Source organism: Enterococcus sp. AZ095b (assembly GCF_051714725.1).
GTDB classification, from domain to species: domain Bacteria; phylum Bacillota; class Bacilli; order Lactobacillales; family Enterococcaceae; genus Enterococcus_B; species Enterococcus_B pernyi.
Genome location: NZ_JBIOSL010000001.1, coordinates 1674331 through 1695677 on the forward strand (window position 1 = coordinate 1674331; position 21347 = coordinate 1695677).

16 protein-coding genes and 1 pseudogene are annotated in these 21347 nt (G+C 39.3%); 1 reads left to right on the forward strand and 16 read right to left on the reverse strand.

The annotated features are described in order from the left end of the window. Positions 1–86: 86 nt before the first annotated feature. The 14 genes and pseudogenes from IGJ99_RS08030 to IGJ99_RS08095 form a co-directional block, all read right to left on the reverse strand. The gene (locus IGJ99_RS08030) at positions 87–593 is read right to left on the reverse strand and encodes a DUF3114 domain-containing protein (RefSeq protein WP_409173428.1); all 507 of its coding nucleotides are present in this window, start codon (positions 591–593) and stop codon (positions 87–89) included. A 252-nt stretch (positions 594–845) separates the two neighbouring features. Further along, on the reverse strand, positions 846–974 hold the full coding sequence (locus IGJ99_RS08035) for a hypothetical protein (RefSeq protein WP_010735268.1): 129 nt from the start codon (positions 972–974) through the stop codon (positions 846–848). A gap of 1138 nt (positions 975–2112) precedes the next feature. Then, positions 2113–2610: pseudogene (locus IGJ99_RS08040) on the reverse strand (GNAT family N-acetyltransferase); the annotation flags it as partial. 343 nt (positions 2611–2953) lie between these two features. Continuing rightward, positions 2954–4318: a 23S rRNA (uracil(1939)-C(5))-methyltransferase RlmD gene (gene rlmD / locus IGJ99_RS08045; protein ID WP_062805128.1), complete on the reverse strand. Its 1365-nt coding sequence runs from the start codon at positions 4316–4318 to the stop codon at positions 2954–2956. A gap of 163 nt (positions 4319–4481) precedes the next feature. Further along, on the reverse strand, positions 4482–5528 hold the full coding sequence (locus tag IGJ99_RS08050; RefSeq protein WP_438770742.1) for a diacylglycerol kinase: 1047 nt from the start codon (positions 5526–5528) through the stop codon (positions 4482–4484). Between the two features lie 9 nt (positions 5529–5537). Then, on the reverse strand, positions 5538–6968 hold the full coding sequence (gene gatB, locus IGJ99_RS08055; protein WP_010735264.1) for an Asp-tRNA(Asn)/Glu-tRNA(Gln) amidotransferase subunit GatB: 1431 nt from the start codon (positions 6966–6968) through the stop codon (positions 5538–5540). Then, the gene (gatA, locus tag IGJ99_RS08060; protein WP_010735263.1) at positions 6965–8437 is read right to left on the reverse strand and encodes an Asp-tRNA(Asn)/Glu-tRNA(Gln) amidotransferase subunit GatA; all 1473 of its coding nucleotides are present in this window, start codon (positions 8435–8437) and stop codon (positions 6965–6967) included. The genes gatB and gatA overlap by 4 nt, the downstream gene beginning before the upstream one ends. Continuing rightward, positions 8437–8742, reverse strand: coding sequence for an Asp-tRNA(Asn)/Glu-tRNA(Gln) amidotransferase subunit GatC (gatC, locus tag IGJ99_RS08065; protein WP_010735262.1), 306 nt, complete (start codon positions 8740–8742; stop codon positions 8437–8439). The genes gatA and gatC overlap by 1 nt, the downstream gene beginning before the upstream one ends. 93 nt (positions 8743–8835) lie before the next feature. Next, positions 8836–10878: an NAD-dependent DNA ligase LigA gene (gene ligA / locus IGJ99_RS08070; RefSeq protein WP_409173430.1), complete on the reverse strand. Its 2043-nt coding sequence runs from the start codon at positions 10876–10878 to the stop codon at positions 8836–8838. A gap of 20 nt (positions 10879–10898) precedes the next feature. Continuing rightward, on the reverse strand, positions 10899–13142 hold the full coding sequence (pcrA, locus tag IGJ99_RS08075; RefSeq protein ID WP_438770743.1) for a DNA helicase PcrA: 2244 nt from the start codon (positions 13140–13142) through the stop codon (positions 10899–10901). 599 nt (positions 13143–13741) lie between these two features. After that, positions 13742–15673: a PTS fructose transporter subunit IIABC gene (locus IGJ99_RS08080; RefSeq protein WP_010735259.1), complete on the reverse strand. Its 1932-nt coding sequence runs from the start codon at positions 15671–15673 to the stop codon at positions 13742–13744. Positions 15674–15691: 18 nt separating this feature from the next. Further along, positions 15692–16606, reverse strand: coding sequence for a 1-phosphofructokinase (gene pfkB / locus IGJ99_RS08085; RefSeq protein WP_224434826.1), 915 nt, complete (start codon positions 16604–16606; stop codon positions 15692–15694). After that, positions 16603–17355, reverse strand: coding sequence for a DeoR/GlpR family DNA-binding transcription regulator (locus IGJ99_RS08090; RefSeq protein ID WP_153829773.1), 753 nt, complete (start codon positions 17353–17355; stop codon positions 16603–16605). The genes pfkB and IGJ99_RS08090 overlap by 4 nt, the downstream gene beginning before the upstream one ends. 254 nt (positions 17356–17609) lie before the next feature. Beyond that, positions 17610–18935, reverse strand: coding sequence for a hypothetical protein (locus tag IGJ99_RS08095; RefSeq protein WP_438726665.1), 1326 nt, complete (start codon positions 18933–18935; stop codon positions 17610–17612). 126 nt (positions 18936–19061) lie between these two features. On the opposite strand from IGJ99_RS08095, the gene IGJ99_RS08100 reads away from it, so the two are divergent. Next, entirely contained in the window at positions 19062–19211 is a 150-nt protein-coding gene (locus IGJ99_RS08100; protein WP_010735255.1) for an SPJ_0845 family protein, read from the forward strand. 67 nt (positions 19212–19278) lie between these two features. On the opposite strand, the gene yihA is transcribed toward IGJ99_RS08100, so the two are convergent. Beyond that, positions 19279–19866: a ribosome biogenesis GTP-binding protein YihA/YsxC gene (gene yihA / locus IGJ99_RS08105; RefSeq protein WP_029594239.1), complete on the reverse strand. Its 588-nt coding sequence runs from the start codon at positions 19864–19866 to the stop codon at positions 19279–19281. 115 nt (positions 19867–19981) lie between these two features. Then, a complete protein-coding gene (gene clpX, locus IGJ99_RS08110) occupies positions 19982–21229 on the reverse strand; it encodes an ATP-dependent Clp protease ATP-binding subunit ClpX (RefSeq protein ID WP_010735253.1) in 1248 nt (415 codons plus the stop codon). Positions 21230–21347 lie beyond the last annotated feature (118 nt).

Here is a 21347-nt window from a genome sequence, read left to right on the forward strand (position 1 = left end):
AAACACTTAAAATGGTCACCACAAGCACTAAAACAAAGACATCGATCTGTTTATATGTTCTCGTCTGCATAGAAGGTTCTCTCCTTTCATCTGACTTTTTTGTTCATTGTTCTTTTTCTTTGTCTATGACAAAAAAGAACAAAAAAATGAAACGCCAAAAAGAGTAACAATCCAAGAATCATCGGCGAAATATTAGGGTGTCGATGGAAGTATTCTGTGATACTCGCGCTGATCCAACCTTTTTTTGCTTGTTGACGAACCTGATGATCAAGTTTTTTTGAGAGGGAACTATCTAAAAGTTTATGCAATCGATCATTTTTGCTGGCATAATTAAACGATTCTCCATCAAGTAATTCTTTTCGCAAGTCGAAATGAAATGAATAGTGTGCCGGGTTACTATCTACTCGACCATTTTCCATTTTTAATACATTCCAGCTACTCACAAAGTCCCCTTCAGGATTCAAGATAAATTCAGAGTGAAAGCCTCTATTAACCAATATTTTTCGGTTTTCTCTGCCGATGATACTTTCTTTGAATGTTTTGTTTTTGGGATATTTATTGTGAAATCGAGCGGGAGAATACTGCTGTTCCACTCCCCATCGTTTCCCATATTCCGCTAATGCCTCCTCTCAATTAATGTAATTTAAAAAAATTAAAATAGATAACGTATTTTTTCAAGTAATCAGTTCTCTCTACTTTTTTAACCATTAATCCTTTATATTTGTATGAACTTTTATGTTTTTAAAGACCTACTTCTTTATTTTAAGACAAAAAAACACCAGTGATTAATCACTGATGTCAGTTTTTATTAACAAATAATTTAGCCGATACTCGTCAGGCGTTTACTATTTATTATAGATTTTAGGTCCTTTTCTCATATTGCTACGATCATTTTTTGGAGTAGCCATCTTTTCTACTCGACCGCCACCTTGTTTCTTTTTGATTATTTCAAGCATTTTTTCTTTTGAATTCATCTGTTTCCCTCTTTTACTCTATTCACTTTTTTACTACTATGATACACACTTCGTTATTGTAACACATTTTTACTTGGAAACTTCAAACTTATTGATTTCTTTATGATTTTATCATAAAAGCGCACGGTTTTTGTGTGTTCATCACAGGATAAGATCACGTAACTTTTCTCATTATAAAAACCTAATACAAAAAAGCAGATGAAGAGCACTAACTTGTTGCTGCCTGGAAGTTGATTGGTGCAATTGTGGCATGATGAGGAATCGCCGTAACAACTAGAAAAACCAATGCTTTGGCCAATCGTTGCGGTGTGCGATACGCTTAAACTGCTTTGACAAACGCAAGAAAAGCACCAATAGTGGAATTTCCAGTGATCAACGGGAAATTCACTCGGCGCAAACGATAAAAATGCCACCACCAAAAATCACTGCACTTTCATCTAGAGCAGCACCGAGGTTCAGTAACGCATTTTTTAAGATCGTCAAAATAAAAGAAAAAAGATGAAAACTCATCGTTAATACAAGACCCCAAAAAGTTTTCTGATAAATCTCTTATAAAAGTAAGCAGCTATTGAAATAGCTCACGACGTTAGGTAAATAAGATCCAGTCAATGGTTGCAATATATAGAGGTTTCATAAACGGTATCAGCAAAACGATATCTAGCCTTTTTTTCTCTGTGATCTTTGTCCTGACCGTCAAAAAAGCTAATAGTAACGCAAGCACAGTCGAACAGATCACGACTGCAATGCTTAATAACAACGTACTGATGATCGTTTTTCCTACATCCAGTGATCCATCATAGACTAAAGCACGATAAAATATGACGCCGATAGGAATCCCTGTCAGTATGACTAAGAGAAGTCATATGGGAACTACCGCCCCACATGTCGAATTTTAATCATGTATGTTCATTGAGAAGACTCCACGACGGAAAAGAACTCGCTCGTGATATCAGAAGCGTGTTCCATCATCCAGTCCCAAGCCACATCCAATCATGTTGATATTTGATAAGTTTCCCTATAATCGATTTATCCTGTATTTCTAGCGCTTTTTATCAGAGCATAAATTATGGTAATTTTTAGGAAAATGATCTAAAGTTACTTTGACCCTATATAGATATGAGTCATCATTCGACAAACTTTAGTTATTTTTCACAATATTTGTCCCTGCCAGTATATTCAAGATTGGACCCCAAAAACGTTTAAAAATCTTTTGATAGTTTTCAATTTCAAACACTCCATTAGTAAAAAGGATCTCTAGTTTCTCTCCCCCCATCTTCACAATGTGATGGTCTGGTCGATAGCCATTCCTAAGATAAAATGCTTTACGGATTTTTCTTTGCTCATTGTTGCTAGCAGCTGGATTTTCTGCCTCTAAATTTAATACAATGCAATTATCTGGATAGTTCTCTTTGATATGTGATAATACTTGCGCCCCGTAGCCTTGACTGCGTAAGTCTTGAACTACCGCTAAATACCAGAGGTACGTCAAGTTTTCAAATGTAATGAGATACGCTAGACCGATAAACTTTTCTTCATCGTAATAAGCAATAAAATCGATACCCTCTCTCTTTGAACGCTTCAGCAATGTTCCCATAGGCACTTGTTCAGATTTTGGAAAAGCTGAATGATATAAGTGCTCGACTTGCTGAAAGTTCTGCCATTTGCTTGGTCACCATTTTTATTTTTATCATGTAAGGACTCCTTTTACACATTGGATTTTTATTTTTTTATCTGTCCTCTGATGAGAAAGAACGTTTACTCGAAATTTTTTTATAACTGAACGATATACTCTCTATTTATTATACACTATATTTATAAAGCATTAAAAGATTTATGTCAGTCTTAAAATAACTCTCTTTACTTTCAAATCGCTTATTTCACTCAAACAATTGTATAAAAAAAGACGTTTCTTTTGACAGAAACGTCTTCTAAAATGAGTGTATAGGATATAATGCCTTGCGCTCATCTATTTAAATCACTTACCCTTTGCGTAATAATCCGACACATTCTACATGGTGCGTTTGTGGGAATAAATCAACTGGTTGGACTTTTTCTAACTGATAACCGTCTTCTGCAAACAACTTCACATCTCTAGCAAAAGTTGCAGGATTGCATGAGATGTAAACGATTCGCTCAGGAGCCATCTCGATCGCTGAATCAATAAAGCGTGCGTCTAAGCCTTTTCTTGGAGGATCGACAACTAAAACAGTTGGTTTGATTCCTTTTTCTTGCCATTTTTTCATGACTGTTTCCGCTTTTCCAACTTCATAATGCGCATTTTCGATTTTGTTTGTCAACGCGTTGAACTGCGCATCTTCAATCGCTGCTGGTACGATTTCCATGCCATAAACATTTGCTACTTGATCCGCTATGGATAAACCAATCGTTCCAATTCCTGAATATGCATCAATCACGACATCCTCTTTTTTCAATTCAGCAAATTCGATCGCTTTTTGATACAATACTTCGGTTTGTAATGTATTGACCTGATAAAAGGATTTAGAAGAAATACGATAGGTCTTACCAAGTAACTGATCTTCGATATACGATTGACCAAAAAGAACTTTTTCTTTTTCTCCTAAAATGACATTCGTTTTTTCTTCGTTGATATTTTGGATCACTGACACTACTTCCGGTAAAGCTTCATGGATAGCTTCAGCGATTTCTTTCGATTTGAAGAATTTTTCTTTTCGAGTGACTAAAACCACCATCATTTGATGCGTGTAATGACCTCTACGAACAATGATATGACGAATTTGTCCTTCATTTTTTTCTTCATTGTAGCCACGTACTTGGAAACGTTGCAAGATGTCTCTTACCTTGATGATGGCTTGATCGATTTGTGGGTCTTGGATGAAGAAATCTTCTATTTCCACTAAGTCATGACTATTTTTCTTGTAAAAACCAGTCACTAATTCGCCTTCGACACGACGAACAGGAATCTGTGCTTTATTCCGATAGCCTGTAGGTTCTTCCATAGCGATCGTTGGTTGTACTGTGACTTCAGGCATTTTAGCGATTTTAGCTAAAACATGTTCGACTTGTTTTTGTTTGAATACTAATTGTTGCTCATAACTTAAATGGGCTAAAGGAGCGATTCCTGTACGCAATAGAACATTACTAGTGATTTCTTGACGGTCTGGTGACGTCGTCAACCAGTTTTCGACCTTACCGTAGCCAAATTTATTGCCTGCTTTTACGACAAGGATCTCCACTTGTTCACCTGGCAAAGCATTTTCAATAAATAATGGATAGCCATCAATTTTCGCAACACCTAATCCTTCGTAACTTAAATCGATGATATCAACAGTATACCGTTCATTTTTCTTAATTGTTTGTGTCATTTCATTACTCCTATTCTTTTGAATGGTTTCTAATTTTGTCCGTTCAACAAAGGAAAGAGCTGGGAGATCCATTCATTCCCAGCCCTTTTTTCTTCAGTCTATTGGAAAAAACAAGTAATCCTATGATCTTTGCTTTTTCCTTCTAATAGTCGTCCAATCCTGCTCAGTTCTGATCCTTGTCAGCAATTTTGCCATCGCCATCGATATCTTCATCCGTCAAACGTTCTACTTCTTTGACGAATTCTTTGCTAACTTCTTCTAGCTCTTCTTCCTCAAAACCAGTGATTGCCTCATCTGGAATTTGATCTGTATTTGCATAAAACTCGATATGCTGATGAAGATTTTCAAAATGCATCGGAGCATTCCCACCGTATTCGCCATCTAAATTGATCATGACAGGGCGATTCGCATTATCTTCGGTTTCAACATAAAGAGAACTTGTTTTCGTATAGATGACTCTTGGATCATCGACATGCTTCCCTCCATTGAGCATTAAGGCAGCAATGTGTAGGATCTCAAAAATATTCGCCGTTTTGACGATGATCAAAGAGAATTTTCCATCATCTAGCTTTGCATCAGGCGCAATTTGTTCAAAGCCACCAACGGAATTCGTCAACCCTAAAAAAAACATCGAAGCATTGCCATTATATTCGCCTTCGTCATACTTCAAGTGCATCTTGATCGGTTTGACACGTGGTAACATTTCTGCTCCTTTTGCCAAATATGCAAGATAGCCAAAAATACTTTTCAATTCGGAAGGAACTTCATAGGTCAATTCTGTCAAGTAGCCACCAGCTGCAATATTGATGAAATAGCTATTATCGGATTGACCGATATCCATTTTGACTGTTTGATTCTTTTTGATGACTTCTGCTGCTGCCTTGATATTATCTCTAGGAATCTTCAAGGCGCGAGCATAGTCATTGGTCGTTCCCGCTGGAATGATCGCCATTTTAGGTCTAACTTCCAATGAGGCGATACCATTAACGACTTCATTGATCGTCCCATCGCCACCAGCAGCAACGACAAGATCAAAACCTAACTCAGCGACTCGTCGTGCTTCATTTTTTGCCGAGTCCTGTTCCGGAGTCGTTGCATAAGCACTTGCTTCATAGCCCGACTCCTCCAAAGCTTGGAGGATGTCGGCAAGATTACGTTTTAACAATTCTTTACCTGAGACCGGATTATAGATCACACGCGCTTTTTTCATAGCATCCCTCTATCGTTTCGCTAATTCTTCATTTAGCAATTTGTTGACCACACCTGGGTTTGCTTGTCCTTTAGTAGCTTTCATGATTTGTCCAACTAAAAAACCTACTGCACGGTCTTTTCCGTTTTTGAAATCATCAACAGATTGTTGATTGTTATCTAAGATTTCATTGATGATCGGTAATAACTTCGCTGGGTCAGATAATTGGACCCAACCGTTTGCTTCAACAACACTTTGTGCATCTCCGCCATTCATGATCAACTCACGAAAGACTTTTTTCGCAATTTTAGAGCTGATCGTGCCATCTGCGATCAAAAGAATCATACCCGCTAAGTTTTCAGGTGTTAGTTTCGTTTCAGCTAATTCCAATTTCTCACTGTTTAAGTATGCTGATACTTCACCCATCAACCAGTTGGAAGCTTGTTTGGCATCTGCTCCGTTTTCCAATGTTGCTTCAAAGAAATCAGACATTTCTTTTGATAGCGTCAATACTTTCGCATCATACTCTGGTAAGCCTAATTCGCTGATGTAGCGTACACGACGAGAAGCTGGCATTTCTGGTAAGCTTGCTTTCACTCGTTGGATCCATTCGTCATCGATCACGAATCTTGGAATATCAGGTTCTGGGAAATAACGATAGTCACTTGACCCTTCTTTGACACGCATCAAGATCGTCTTATTCGTCGTTTCATCAAAGCGACGAGTTTCTTGTTGGATCTCTCCACCAGATAATAATACTTTTGCTTGGCGTTTTTCTTCAAATGCTAAACCTTTTTTGACAAAAGAAAGGGAGTTCAAGTTTTTCAATTCTGCTTTTGTCCCAAATTCTTCTTGTCCATAAGGGCGTAAAGAAATGTTCGCATCACAACGCATTGAACCTTCTTCTAATTTCACGTCACTGACTTCAGTAAATTGGATCACAGAACGTAAAGCTTCTAAATAAGCATAGGCTTCTTCTGGTGAACGCATGTCTGCTTCTGAAACGATCTCGATCAATGGTGTTCCTTGTCTGTTTAGATCGACATAAGAGTATCCACCGATGCCGTGCATGTTTTTTCCTGCATCTTCTTCTAAATGTACACGTTCAATGCGGATTTTTTTCTTTTTACCTTCTACTTCGATCTCGATCCAGCCATCATGACCGATTGGTTGATCGAATTGTGAGATTTGGTAAGCTTTGGGATTGTCTGGATAGAAATAGTTTTTGCGGTCAAAATGAGTATCTTTCGAAATTTCGCAATTCAATGCTAACGCTGCACGCATCCCAAATTCCAGCGCTGCTTTATTCATTACTGGTAAAACTCCAGGGTATCCCCAGTCGATCACATTGGTGTTGCTGTTTGGTTCAGCACCAAAATGCGCAGGAGCTGGAGAGAAAATTTTTGAGTTGGTTTTTAATTCCACATGGACTTCAAGTCCAATGACTGTTTCAAAATTCATTCGGCTTTCCCTCCTAAAATAGCTGGTTGTTGACGATGGAACTCTGTCGCTTGCTCAAACGCATAAGCTGCTTGATACATGGTTTTCTCTTCGAAATAATTACCGATGATCTGTAAGCCAACTGGTAACCCTTCCGATAAGCCTGCAGGTACTGACATACCTGGTAGTCCTGCCAAGTTCACTGGGATCGTCAAGATATCACTCATATACATCGTGATTGGGTCGTTGATATTTTCACCAAGACCGAACGCAACTGTTGGTGAAGAAGGGCCGATGATCAAATCATAATCCGCGAAAACTTTTTCAAAGTCACGCTTGATCAATGTACGGACTTGTCCTGCTTTTTTGAAATGCGCGTCATAGTAACCTGCACTCAATGAGAACGTTCCTAACATGATCCGGCGTTTTACTTCTTCTCCGAAACCTTCAGAACGTGAATTGACATAAACGTCATCCAAGTTCTTGACATCTTCTGAACGATATCCATAACGAATACCGTCAAAACGTTGCAAGTTCGAACTAGCTTCAGATGAAGCAATGATATAGTAGACAGCCACGCCATATTTTGAATGAGGTAAGCTAACTTCTTCTACTGTTGCACCTAATGAACGGAATGTTTCAGCTGCTTTAAGAATTGCTTCTTTCACGCCTTCATCGACACCTTCACCTAAGTATTCTTTAGGTAAAGCAATCTTCATTCCTTTAATATCACCAGACAAACCTTCTGCAAAGTTAGGGACAGATACACCAGATGAAGTACCGTCTTTTTCGTCGTAGCCACTGATTGCGGTCAATGCTAATGCGTTATCTTTGACTGTCCGGGTCATTGGACCGATTTGGTCTAAAGATGAAGCAAATGCAATCAAACCGAAACGGGAAACACGACCATAAGTTGGTTTCATTCCTACGATTCCATTGAAAGCGGCTGGTTGGCGGATACTTCCACCAGTGTCACTACCTAGAGAAACTGGCACTTGTCCTGCGGCAACTGCAGCTGCTGAACCACCAGATGATCCGCCAGGAACTTTTGTTTGATCCCAAGCGTTCTTTGTTTTTTTGAAGTAAGAAGTTTCGGTACTTCCGCCCATTGCAAATTCATCCATGTTCAATTTACCAACAGGGATCATGTCTGCTTCGTATACTTTTTCCATGACTGTCGCATCGTAGATCGGTTCAAAATTATAAAGGATCTTTGAAGCTGCTGTCGTTAAAAGATCTTTCGTCACGATATTGTCTTTGATACCGATCGGGATACCTGAAAGAACATTGTTTTCGTCGATACCTTTTTCGTCCAAAGCTTTGGCTTGGGCTAAAGCTTTCTCTTCATTCAATGTGATGAATGCATCGATCGCGGGTTCTGTTTCCTTGATGCGATCAAATGTAGCTCTCACTAAGTCTTGTGCAGTGATTTCTTTTGACACTAATAAGTCGTGTAGTTCTTCTAATGAACGATTGTATAATTCTGTCATTATGCGCCAGCCTCCCCATTATCGATGATTGCTGGTACTTTGATGAAACCATCTTCTTTTTCTGGTACATTTTTTAATAATTCATCTCTGCTCCAACCTAGTTGTGCACGGTCTTGTCGCATGACGTTGACAGTCTCAACAACGTTTGATGTAAATGGTACGCCTTCTGTGTCTACTTCTTCCAGCATTTCTACCATGTCAATGATTTTTCCTAATTGGTCAGTAAAACCTGCGCGCTCTTCGTCGGCAAATTTCAATTTGGCTAACTTCGCTACATGTTTTACTTGTTCTTCACTAATCGCCATAGTACCCCTTCTTTCCTAAATGAAAACTTTGCTTCTTATTTTAACATAAGAAATTCGCATTCTGAAATTCTTTCTTGAAATTTATCTGAAAAATTATTCTGCTTCCTCAGCAGGATGACTCTCCGCTAACGCTTCAGCCATCTGATCTTCCGTCCAAACCTCGACCCCTAACTCTTGGGCTTTCGTTAATTTACTACCTGCATCTTCGCCAGCGACAACGATATCCGTTTTTTTAGAGACGCTGCCAGTGACTTTTCCACCAAGGTTTTCAATCGTTTCTTTGGCTTCTTCTCTTGTGAATCGAGTTAATTTGCCTGTCAACACGATCGTCTTGTTTTTGAACGGCGATTCTACTTCTTTCAGCTGTGTCGAACGAATGCCTTTGTATTCAAGGTTGACACCTGCTTGTTTAAGTTCTTCCATCAACTCGTGGACTTCTTCGTTGTCAAAATAAGTCACTACACTATCTGCAATGATATCCCCGATCGTATCTAATTGGATGATCGATTCAAAATCGCTGCGACTCAACGTTTCTAAATCGCCAAAATGCTCCGCTAAGATTTTCGCTGCTTTTGCGCCAACGTGACGGATACCTAAACCAAAGATCAAACGTTCTACCGAGTTCTCTTTGCTATTGTCGATTGCTGTTAAAATATTATTCGCTGATTTTTCTTTGATTTTATCTAACGTCAATAATTCTTCTTCTGTTAGTTTATAGAGATCAGCAACATCAGCGACTAACTTCTTGTCATACATCTGTTCCAAGACTCTTGGTCCTAAGCCATCGATGTTCATCGCATTTCGGGAAACGAAATGGTTCAGTCCTTCTTTCATTTGTGCGGGACACTTTGGATTGATGCAACGCAAGGCAACTTCTTCATCTAAATGAACCAACTCACTGTGACAGACAGGGCAATGTTCGGGCATTTTATAAGGCTCGCTGTCTTTTGGACGTTTATCTAAAATGACTTGTGCGACTTCAGGGATGATATCCCCTGCCTTGTAGATTTGGACAGTATCATTCAAGCGGATATCTTTCATTTGGATATAATCGCCATTATGCAGACTAGCACGGCTGACTGTCGTACCAGCCACACGAACCGGTGTCATGATTGCTGTCGGTGTCACTACACCCGTTCTGCCGACCGTCCATTCGATTTCTTCGATGACCGTCTCTACTTCTTCTGGCGGAAACTTATAGGCCGTCGCCCACCGTGGAGCTTTGACCGTAAAACCTAATTGGTCTTGCAATGAAAAATCATTGACTTTAATAACGATCCCGTCAATCTCGTAAGGGAGATCTTTACGTTTTTCATGGTATTCTTCAATGAACGCCCAAACTTCGTCGATTGAATGACAAAGACGTTTTTCATGGTTCGTATGGAAACCGATTTTGTCTAATTCTTCTAACGCTTCGTATTGCGTCGTCGCTTGCATCGGTCCAAAATCTGCTACGGTATATAAGAACGTATCAAGATTCCTTTTCGCTGTGATCTTGGAATCTAACTGGCGCAATGAACCTGCTGCTGCATTACGAGGATTGGCAAAGACTGGTTTGCCTTCTTCTTCATTTTTTTGGTTCAATTTAACGAATGAACGTTTCGGCATAAAACATTCACCACGTACTTCGATACTCATCGGTTCTTTTAATTTGATTGGAACAGAACGCACCGTTTTTAAGTTTTCTGTGATATTTTCGCCGACCGAACCATCTCCCCGAGTTGCTCCCCGTACAAACTCACCATTCTCATATCGTAAAGATACCGATAGTCCATCGATTTTCAGTTCACAACAATAATCGACTGGACGGCCGATTGCTTTTTGGACACGTTGATCAAATGCTAAGAGTTCTTCTTTATTGAAGACATCGTTCAAACTATATAATGGAATGTCATGTGTGACTTTTTCAAATGAGGAAAGAATCTTTCCACCTACTCGTTGGGTCGGTGAATCTGCGGTGATCAGATCTGGATATTGTTCTTCGATCGCCACTAATTCGGCATAGGTTTTGTCATAGATATAATCTTCTACCGTTGGCTGGTCCAACACATAATACTCACGAGACCAACGATCTAACTGCACTCTGAGTTCTTCTGCTTTTTTTGTCGCTTCATCGATCGTCATTTCGTGTTCCATCTTTTTCTCCCCCTATTGAACTAAACTTTTTCGATTGGTGCAAAAGCGGCTAATACACGTTTGACTCCTTGACTTGGAAATGCAATATCAAGCTCAAGGTCTTTTGCATCACCACTAACTCTAACCACTGTACCAGGTCCCCATTTTTTATGTTTGACTTTATCTCCTGGCTTCCAACCACCTGTTTCGCCACCTGTAGCGACTTTTGCTGATACACCTGCTTTTGTCGGCTGTTGGTACTTAGGTGTCGCGTTATTCGCACGAAGAGGCGACGGCTGAGAGGCATTGGAAGTTGGTCGCATCCCGTGGATATCTAATAATTCTTGATCGATTTCTTCTAAAAATCGTGAAGGTCGATTGTATTGCGTACGACCATATAAAGTCCGTGAAAACGCATTGGTCATAAACAATGCTTCTTCTGCCCTGGTGATCCCTACATAGGCCAAACGGCGTTCCTCTTCCAGTTCACTTTCCTCCATCAAGGCACGAGAAAGTGGAAAGACACCTTCTTCTAGACCGATCAAAAAGACGACTGGAAACTCTAGACCCTTCGCAGCATGTAAGGTCATCAATGTCACTTGCTTCGTTTCTTCTTCTAAGCTATCGATATCTGATACAAGTGCAAGGTCATTTAAAAAGACGACCAGCTTGTCCTCTGGCGAATCAGCATTCTCTAGCCCTTCTTTTTCAAATTGTTTATCAAATTCTTGAGTCACCGTCAAAAACTCTTCTAAGTTTTCGATACGTGCTTGGGATTCTAATGTATTTTGGATTTTTAGATCATCCAAATAGCCACTACGTTCTAAGACTTCTTTGGTTAACTCTGTAACGGTCAAATAAGGGATCATTTCAGTCAATTGATGCATCATCTCGCCAAAAGAGCCTAACTGTGTTCCTGCTTTTCCGCCGATGTTCGCTAACTCAACATTTCTTGCAGCCTCTAGCAAGGGCCATTCGTGCATCGTGGCAAAGCTACGAAGTTTTTCCACCGATCCTGGTCCAATCCCACGTTTTGGTGAGTTGACGATCCGCTCAAAACTCAATGAATCTTGAGGATTTGCCATCACATTAAGATACGCCAAAACATCTTTGATTTCTTTTCGATCATAGAATTTGTGACCTCCAACCATTTTGTACGGAATATTGGCTTTCAGTAAGGTTTCTTCCATGACACGTGATTGGGCATTTGTTCGGTAAAGAATAGCAAAGTCTCCATAATTGCGACGATTCGTCTGGATCTCTTCTTGCATTCTTTCTACAATAAAACGTGTTTCGTCACGCTCATTGTCTGCTCGATAGTACGTGATTTTGTTACCGTCTTGGTTTTCTGTCCAAAGATTTTTGGGTTTACGATTGCGGTTGTTTTCGATGACTTGATTCGCTGCATTCAAGATCGTTTTCGTTGAGCGATAATTTTGTTCTAACAAGATCACCGCGGCATCTGGATAATCTTTTTCAAAATCCAAGATGTTTTGCATATCTGCTCCACGCCAGCCGTAAATACTTTGATCTGCATCCCCAACTACACAAAGATTTCTGAACCGTCCAGCTAATAGATTGACTAACGTATATTGTGCGTGGTTCGTATCTTGATATTCATCTACATGGATGTAATGGAATTTATTTTGATAATACGTCAATGAATCTGGATGCTCGTCAAATAAACGGATCGTATTCATGATCAGATCATCAAAATCCATACATTGGTTGTATAGGAGTTCCTTCTGGTATGCTGCATAACATTTTGCGGCAATTTCTTCATAATAACTGCCTTGCATTTTGGCAAAAGCCTCTGGTGACAACAAACTATTTTTTGCTTGCGAGATTGATCCTAACAAGCTTCTTGGATCGTATTTTTTAGGATCGATATTCAACTCTTTCAAAATTCGTTTCATCAATGATAATTGTTCCGAAGAATCAATGATCGTAAAGTTTCGATTATAGCCGATATAATCCACATCTCGTCTTAAAATACGGACACACATCGAGTGAAAGGTAGAGACCCAGACATCTTCGCCACCTGTTCCTAAAATGGCATTGACCCGTTCTTTCATTTCTTTCGCCGCTTTATTGGTAAAGGTGATTGCCAAAATATTCCATGGATTCACTTCTTTTCCTTCAATCAAATAAGCGATTCGATGAGTCAAAACACGTGTTTTTCCACTACCGGCACCAGCCATTAATAAAAGCGGGCCATCTGTATGTAGAACCGCTTCTTTTTGACGAGGGTTCATTCCCTTTAATAAGTTTTCTTTGGATGACATTCACAACATCCTTTCTATTATCAATCCTTCTAATTATAGCATTAACCCCCTATTCGATAAAGGGAATCTTCTTGTAAAACGTCTTCAACATCACATTAGTCATTGATTCAAGAATAGTCTGACGCATGGTTAAATCGCTTCAGCATAAAGCCAGAATTTGAGACAACATAAAGGGCCACTTAACGTTTTTGCGATACTATTCTTCAGTCACTAGAAATAATTTTTCAACCTATTGAGAATACCAGACCAATTACATCTTAGAGAATCAGATTTGATTATCTACTAACACAAGTAAAAAAAAGAGAAGTCGGACATTAGTTCTCCCCCACGCCTATAACCGAATAAACGGCGGGAACAAAAGTCCCCTCTTCGGAAATAAGGCTAAACCCTTCCGTCCCAACCTCCTTCACTATTTGATTGAAAAATCTTCACAGATTCATTCCGATTCGACTTTCCCTTACACGGACTTCAAGTCCATGAGATCATGTTCGAGCTTCCTTTCACTCTCACTATACTTGATTACAAGAAAATAGTGGACAAGATATTCCGTCGAATACCTTACCCACTATTCTTAGTCTGTTTTATATTTTTAATAAAGATTAGGCTACTTTAACAGCATCTGGTGATTTTCTTAAAGCACCATAAATTACTCCAGAAACAATTGCACCAATTGCAATGAATACAAGATACATAATCGGATGACTTAGTAAGAAGACAACGAAGATCCCGCCATGTGGTGCTAACAATTTGATACCAAATGCTCCCACTAAACCACCTGTCAATGCAGAACCAATAATGAAACTTGGAATGGCTCTGATTGGATCAGCTGCGGCGAATGGAATCGATCCTTCGGTTACGAAGGAGAGCCCCATAACAATGTTTGTCAAGCCAGCATCTTGGTCTGTTTTACTGAATTTATTTTTAAACAAACGTGTTGCAACGAAGATAGCTAATGGTGGAACCATTCCTCCTGCCATAACGGAAGCCATCACAACACTACCACCGGTTGCGACAGTGGTTGCTAATGTTGCTGTACCGAACACATATGCTGCTTTATTGATTGGTCCACCTAGATCGGCAGCCATCATCCCAGCAAGTAACGCACCTAATAATGCAGCATTTGAACCGCTAAGTCCAGATAAGAAACTATTCAAACCATCATTCAGTGCTTTCATCGGTACATTGACCATCAACATCAAGAAACCGGTAATCAATAATCCAAAAACAGGATAGAATAGAATCGTTTTGATTCCTTCAAGTGACTTAGGCAAGTTTTTAAACAATTTACGTAAGAAGACGATCACATAACCTGCTAAGAAACCACCGATCAAGGCACCTAAGAACCCAGCACCGCCAGTATTTGCTAATGCTCCCGCTGCAAAACCAACGATCAATCCAGGACGGTCACCAATACTTGAAGCAATGAATCCTGCTAAAACTGGTAACATAAAGCCAAATGCAGCTTGTCCAATTTGATTGAACCAGCTTGCTGCTTGGTTGTAATTCCCAAGGTTTGCTAATTGATCTTGTGGTACACCCATGAATTGGTCGACCATGAATGATAATGCAATGGCAATCCCACCACCGATAACGAATGGTAACATGTGAGAAACACCGTTCATCAAATCTTTATAGATTCGTTGGCCGATCGTTCCATCTGCATTTCCTTCGTCAGAAGATTTTTCTTTTCCATCACCATGGAAAACTGGTGCTGAGCCACTGACAGCTAAGTTGATCAATTCTTCAGTTTTTCGAATACCGTCACTTACTGGACGATTGACTAATTCTTTTCCGTCAAAACGATTCATTTCGACTTTTTTATCAGCCGCAATGATGACGCCATCTGCACGAGCAATATCTTCAGCAGTCAAACGGTTTTTGATTCCTTCTGAACCGTTTGTTTCAACTTTGATCTCAACACCCATCTCTTTGGCTTTTTTCTTCAGCGCATCTTCAGCCATGTAAGTATGGGCGATCCCTGTCGGACATGCAGTAACTGCAACAACGAATTTTTTATTAGATGAAGCCGCTGTTTGTGCTGCTTCTTCTTGTTCTGCTACCGCTTCTGCTTCTTTTTGTTGTTCAGCTGTTTGGAACAATTCTTGGACTTCTTCCGGTGTTCCTGCTTCTTTTAATTTTCCAACAAAATCTGGATCGATCAATAAACGTGATAAGGCAGCTAATGCTTGCAGATGTGTGTCGTTTGCTCCTTCTGGTGCGGCGATCATAAAGAATAAGAAAGTTGGTTGACCATCTAGTGCTTCATAATCTACGCCTTTATTGCTTTTCGCAAACAAAACTGTTGCTTCTTTGACAGCAGCATTCTTCGCATGTGGCATTGCAATGCCATCGCCTAGCCCAGTGGATGTTTGAGCTTCACGAGCTAAGATCCCTTGTTTATAAGTTTCGATATCTGAGATACGACCTGCATCATACATTTTTTGGACCATTTCATCGATGGCGCCTTTTTTATCAGTTGCCTGTAGATCCATGATCATCGCATCTTTAATCATTAAGTCTTTGATTTCCATGATTTATCCCCCACGATATTAATCAATTTTTGTTATTTCTACTTCTGGTAACAATTCATCAATGAATGGGCGAACCGCTAAATCATCCGAAAAAGCAGTTGCACTTCCACATGCCACGCCCCACTTGAACGCTTCTACCGCATCTCTATGTTTGCTATATGAACCGATAAAACCAGCAATCATCGAGTCTCCGGCACCCACTGAATTTTTCAATGGTCGAACTAATACATTGGAACGGTAAGTTCCTTCTTTTGTGAACAATAAAGCACCATCTCCAGCCATTGAAATCAACACATTTTTTACTCCTTCTGCCAATAATTTCTTGCCGTAAGGAATGATATCTTCAACGGAACGGAATGTCACATCATACAATTCAGCTAATTCGTGATTGTTTGGTTTGATCAACAACGGTTCTTTTTTTAATGCTTCTTTCAAATCATCGCCGGTAGTATCGATCACAAACTCAGCACCTTTTTCACGGATGATCTCAATCAATTCTTGATAGAATCCAGCACGTAAACTCGCAGGTGCGCTTCCTGATAATACCACGATATCGTCTGCTCCAACAGTTGCTAATTCTGCTTTCAAACGATCAATGGCTTGATCCGAGATTGTTGGTCCTTGTCCATTGATCTCTGTTTCAGAATCAGACTTTAATTTGATGTTGATCCGAGTATCTTCTTCCACTTGTGTAAAAGCTGTTGCGATTTGTTCTTCTTTCAACCAGTCAGAAATAAAATTCCCAGTGAAACCACCAAGAAATCCTAAAGCGGTCGAATCAGAATCGATGCGCTTCAAAATACGGGAAACATTGATCCCTTTTCCTCCAGGGACTTTGAAATCTTCGGTCATTCGATTTAAATCACCGAGTTTTAATCCATCTACTCGTACGATAAAATCGATGGATGGATTAAGCGTTACTGTATAAATCATTGATTTGCCTCCTTAATTGTCGTCCGTTCACTGTAGTCGTCAAGAAATTCTAGTGGACAACGCTCGGTTATGATCGTGGCATCTTGCAGTGGTGCAACAGAAACAAAGGTTTGCTTATTGAACTTCGTATGGTCAAGTAAAACATAACTATCTTGGGCATTTGTAATGGCTAAGCGTTTGACCGCTGCTTCTTCTGGATCTGGGGTAGTAAACCCACGTTCAAGATGAACGCCATTCATTCCCATAAATGCTTTATTAAAATGGTAAGCCTGTAATTGGCTAAGTGTATTAGCTCCTAACACTGCATTTGTTGAGAGTTTCACTTGGCCCCCTAGGACGATCGTTGAGATTTGTAGATCAACTAGCGCGGCAGCATGTTTCACTGAATTGGTCACAACAGTGATCTGTTTATCTTTTAAAAAAGGAATCATCTCTAACGTGGTTGATCCTGCATCAAGATAAATGACTTCCTCATTGTTCACCAGTTCTGCTGCTAATCGTGCAATCATTTGCTTTTCATGAACGTTTTTGAGCGTTTTTTCACTCATGTTTTGTTCAAAACCTAAAAGATCCTCTTTTTTTGCTCCTCCATGGATACGTTGCAATAAACCTTCATCTTCTAACTCTTGGAGATCCCGTCTAATCGTTGATTCAGAAGCATCTAACAAGACTACTAACTCTTGGGATTTGACAATTTTATGTTGTTCCAATAGTTGTAGGATTTTCTGTTTACGTTCTTCTGTAAGCATTTCCACGATCACCTCACGATAGATTCTAGCATATTTTTATTTAACATTCAACAATATTCATTCAAAAACATTCAAAAACGATAAAAATCTTGAATACACACGTAACTTCAATTACAAGTAAGAAAGCATCCACAAAATCATACTTCAATTTTTATGGATGCCTTCTGATATTTTAGATTTTAAACTACTCTACCATTTCACTTTTCCGATCATCTCAGTATGATCCGGCTTTTCTTGCAAATTATTGAAATCAGCTAATTTTTCTGCATCAATAGATTCCCAGACAATTCCGCTTGATCTAACAAGACGACCCGAAGACGTTTTTTTCCTTGAACTGCATCAAAGCTTAAACGTCCTCTTCTCTTGCGTATTCGTTTGAATTGGATCTCTGATAATCGATCGCGGATCTCCTCGATGGGAAAATCAGCTAAAAACTTGGTCGGCAAGTAAATGCGCAATGAGGTCAAATAGTCTTGGTACATTTCATCGGGGGCTTCAACATTCAAGTATTCATTAATATAATAACTATAAGCATCGATTCCCTTATCTAACATGAATGTTGGATCGATCACTTTATAACAGATCAACTGGCTATGGCTTTCATCGACCCAAGGAAAAAATGCTTGACGATTCAGGACACCTCTCGCTCTTTTTTCTTTGTAATCGTAAGTAGCAAAATCATAGCTTCTTGTTACGAAAAATGTTGCTTTCTTCTTTTCTGTTGGTTGCATCAAATGATTTTGATACTGGACCGCTTGCAAGGAGTCCTGAGTATAGGCATACTCGACAAATGGCTCTTTCAGTAAACCAACGCCGTTGTCCCACGACAAATGATCAAAGCCTAATTGATCTCGATAGTATTGTTGAAATTTTAAATTCGCTTCACTTTGCCAACGAAATGGCTCGCGATACAACTGGATACCAATGACTTGATTCTCGTATTGGGTGATTTCCTCCACCTGTTGCATTTCCAAAAAAATCTCTTTAGGGATCAGTCGATAATAATATTGACTATAATACATTTCCCAACAAGAAGTAAAACAACGCCCTTCTACGATTAGATCATAACCGGGAAACTGGTTACAATCTACCTCAATCTGCCCATTTCGACCTTTGATTTTAGGCAACTTCTCGATGTTCTCGGCAGATTCAAAGGATAAACGCTTTTCGATTTCTTTCGTATTATGATATAAATATTCTTCGACACTTCTCATATAAGCAAAAATACCATTTTTTTGCATTTTTGTTTGAAGATAGTTTCGAATCACCGATTCATTTTTTTGAAATACCTGCCACAAAAACTGATAATCAATTTGGAGATGATGATAGCCAAATTCGAAACGGCAAGTGAGATCATTCTGATAAATTTCAAACCAACCGATCTCTTCATCAGAGATTTCTTCTAAGGCTTCTTTTAGTGCAATTAAGGTATATGATTCTTTCGAATGACGAGAGGATTGGAAAAAGTCAGGAGTAAGCAAGATACGAGTCAGCATGGACCAATCATAGGCTTCTTCTTTTTCGTTCGTACGATCTCTGGTCAACACGAGACGGAACATCATTTTTTCTTTCGACACCATATTTCTCACCTCTCTCAAATCTATTTATAATCAAATTATAACGAATAATAAAAAAAAACTAAAACTTTTCGTCTTATGCCACCGATTGAGGGGTAGCATGTTAAAATAAAGAAAGAGGTGATAAACATGGGATTGAAATTTGAGCGTACAGATAATTTCGACAAACTATTTGAATCTTTTGGCGTTGATCCGGAAAAGACCGTTGCTCCAAAAGAAGACATTGACCGCTTTTTAAAACCAAAAAGCGACCCAAAAAAAGACAAAAAAAAGAAATAAACAAAAAAGACTTGATATTTAGCTTTTGAAAGTTTGCCTTTCAACCTAAGTATCAAGTCTTTTTTGTTTACTCGCTGATCGCGTCTTCGATCGCTTTCCACGCTTCTTCTTTTCCTTGTTTAGTTACAGAAGAAAATAAAATGAATGTGTCATTGCGATCGAAATTCAATGCTTTTTTAATTTCGCTTTCGTGTTTGTTCCATTTTCCACGAGGGATCTTATCTGCTTTTGTCGCAACAACGATCACTGGGATATCATAGTATTTTAAGAATTCATACATTTGGATATCTTCTTGCGATGGTTTATGGCGAACATCCACCAGTGACACCACAGCTTTTAATTGTTCTCTCGATGTCAAATAAGTTTCGATCATCTGTCCCCATTTCGCACGCTCAGTTTTAGAAACTTTCGCGTAACCATAACCTGGAACATCGACAAAATGCAGCGCATTTTCGATCAGATAAAAATTCAGGGTTTGTGTTTTCCCTGGTTTACCTGATGTACGTGCGAGATTCTTTCGATCGATCAGCGTATTGATAAAGGAAGATTTCCCGACATTTGAGCGACCTGCTAAGGCAATCTCTGGTAGATCTGTTTCTGGATATTGTTTCGGTGCAACAGCACTGATCACAATATCCGCATGATGGACTTTCATATGCTCTCTCTCCTTCAAAGCGGCAAAGTGGCTCAATCCCTCTCCACTTTCTTCGACAGAATGAAAAGGAGTAGTCGAAAAAGCTGCTAAAACTTTCACGACTGCTCCTTTCATTTTATCCCGCTTTTTTTTCTGAGTCTTTGTAAATAACTGTTGGTTTGCCGGTAAGTTCGGCAGCTTCTTTTGTAATGATCACTTTTTCGATCGTTTCATCAGAAGGAATATCAAACATGACATCCATCATGATTTCTTCGATAATCGAACGCAAACCACGTGCACCAGTATTACGCTCAATTGCTTTTTTCGCAATGGCTTTTAGTGCTTCTGGTTCAAATTCTAAAGCAGTGTCATCTAGTGAAAGTAATTTTTGGTATTGTTTCACTAACGCATTTTTCGGTTCCGTCAAGATACGAACTAAATCGTCGGTTGTTAGTTTTTCTAACGCAGCCATTACAGGTAAGCGTCCGATAAACTCTGGGATCAAGCCGAACTTCAATAAATCTTCAGGAATGATATGTTGCATGACACTTTCATTTTCTGAGAGTTTTTGGTTTTGTGTACCGAAACCAATCGTTTTCTCGCCCATACGATTTTTTACGATTGTTTCGATGCCATCAAACGCACCACCGACAATGAACAACACATTCGTCGTATCGATTTGGATGAATTCTTGATGAGGATGTTTGCGTCCACCTTGTGGCGGCACACTGGCAACTGTTCCTTCCAAGATTTTCAGTAAGGCTTGTTGTACACCTTCCCCTGATACATCGCGTGTGATCGATACATTTTCGCTTTTACGTGCAATTTTGTCGATCTCATCAATGTAGATGATTCCTTTTTCCGCACGTTCAACATTGTAATCAGCAGATTGCAAAAGTTTCAATAAGATATTTTCGACATCTTCACCTACATAACCCGCTTCTGTCAAACTTGTTGCATCAGCAATGGCAAATGGTACATTCAATGTTTTTGCTAATGTTTGCGCTAAGAATGTTTTACCTGAACCAGTTGGACCGATCAGGCAGATATTGCTTTTTTGCAATTCGACATCATCGCTGTCTTTTGCTTCTTGATTGACACGCTTATAGTGATTGTAAACAGCTACAGCCAATGAACGTTTTGCACGTTCTTGTCCAATCACATAATTATCCAATACTTCAAGAATCTCAGAAGGTTTCGGTACTTCAGTAAACTCTCGTACTGCTTCTTCATAGAATTCTTCATCAATGATTTCTTTACATAGGTCGATACATTCGTTACAGATGTAGACCCCCGGACCTGCTACGATTTTCTTTACTTCTTCTTGTGTTTTACCACAAAAAGAACAGCGTACAGTCTCATTACCACTTGGATTATCATACATGGTCTTCACCCCTTAACTTGCGTTGATTCGCAAGAAACTATCAAAGACTTTACAGTCTTTCCTTATCATACCATAATTTAAAAAAAAGCAAAAGTATCAAAGAAGTTTAAAACAAAAC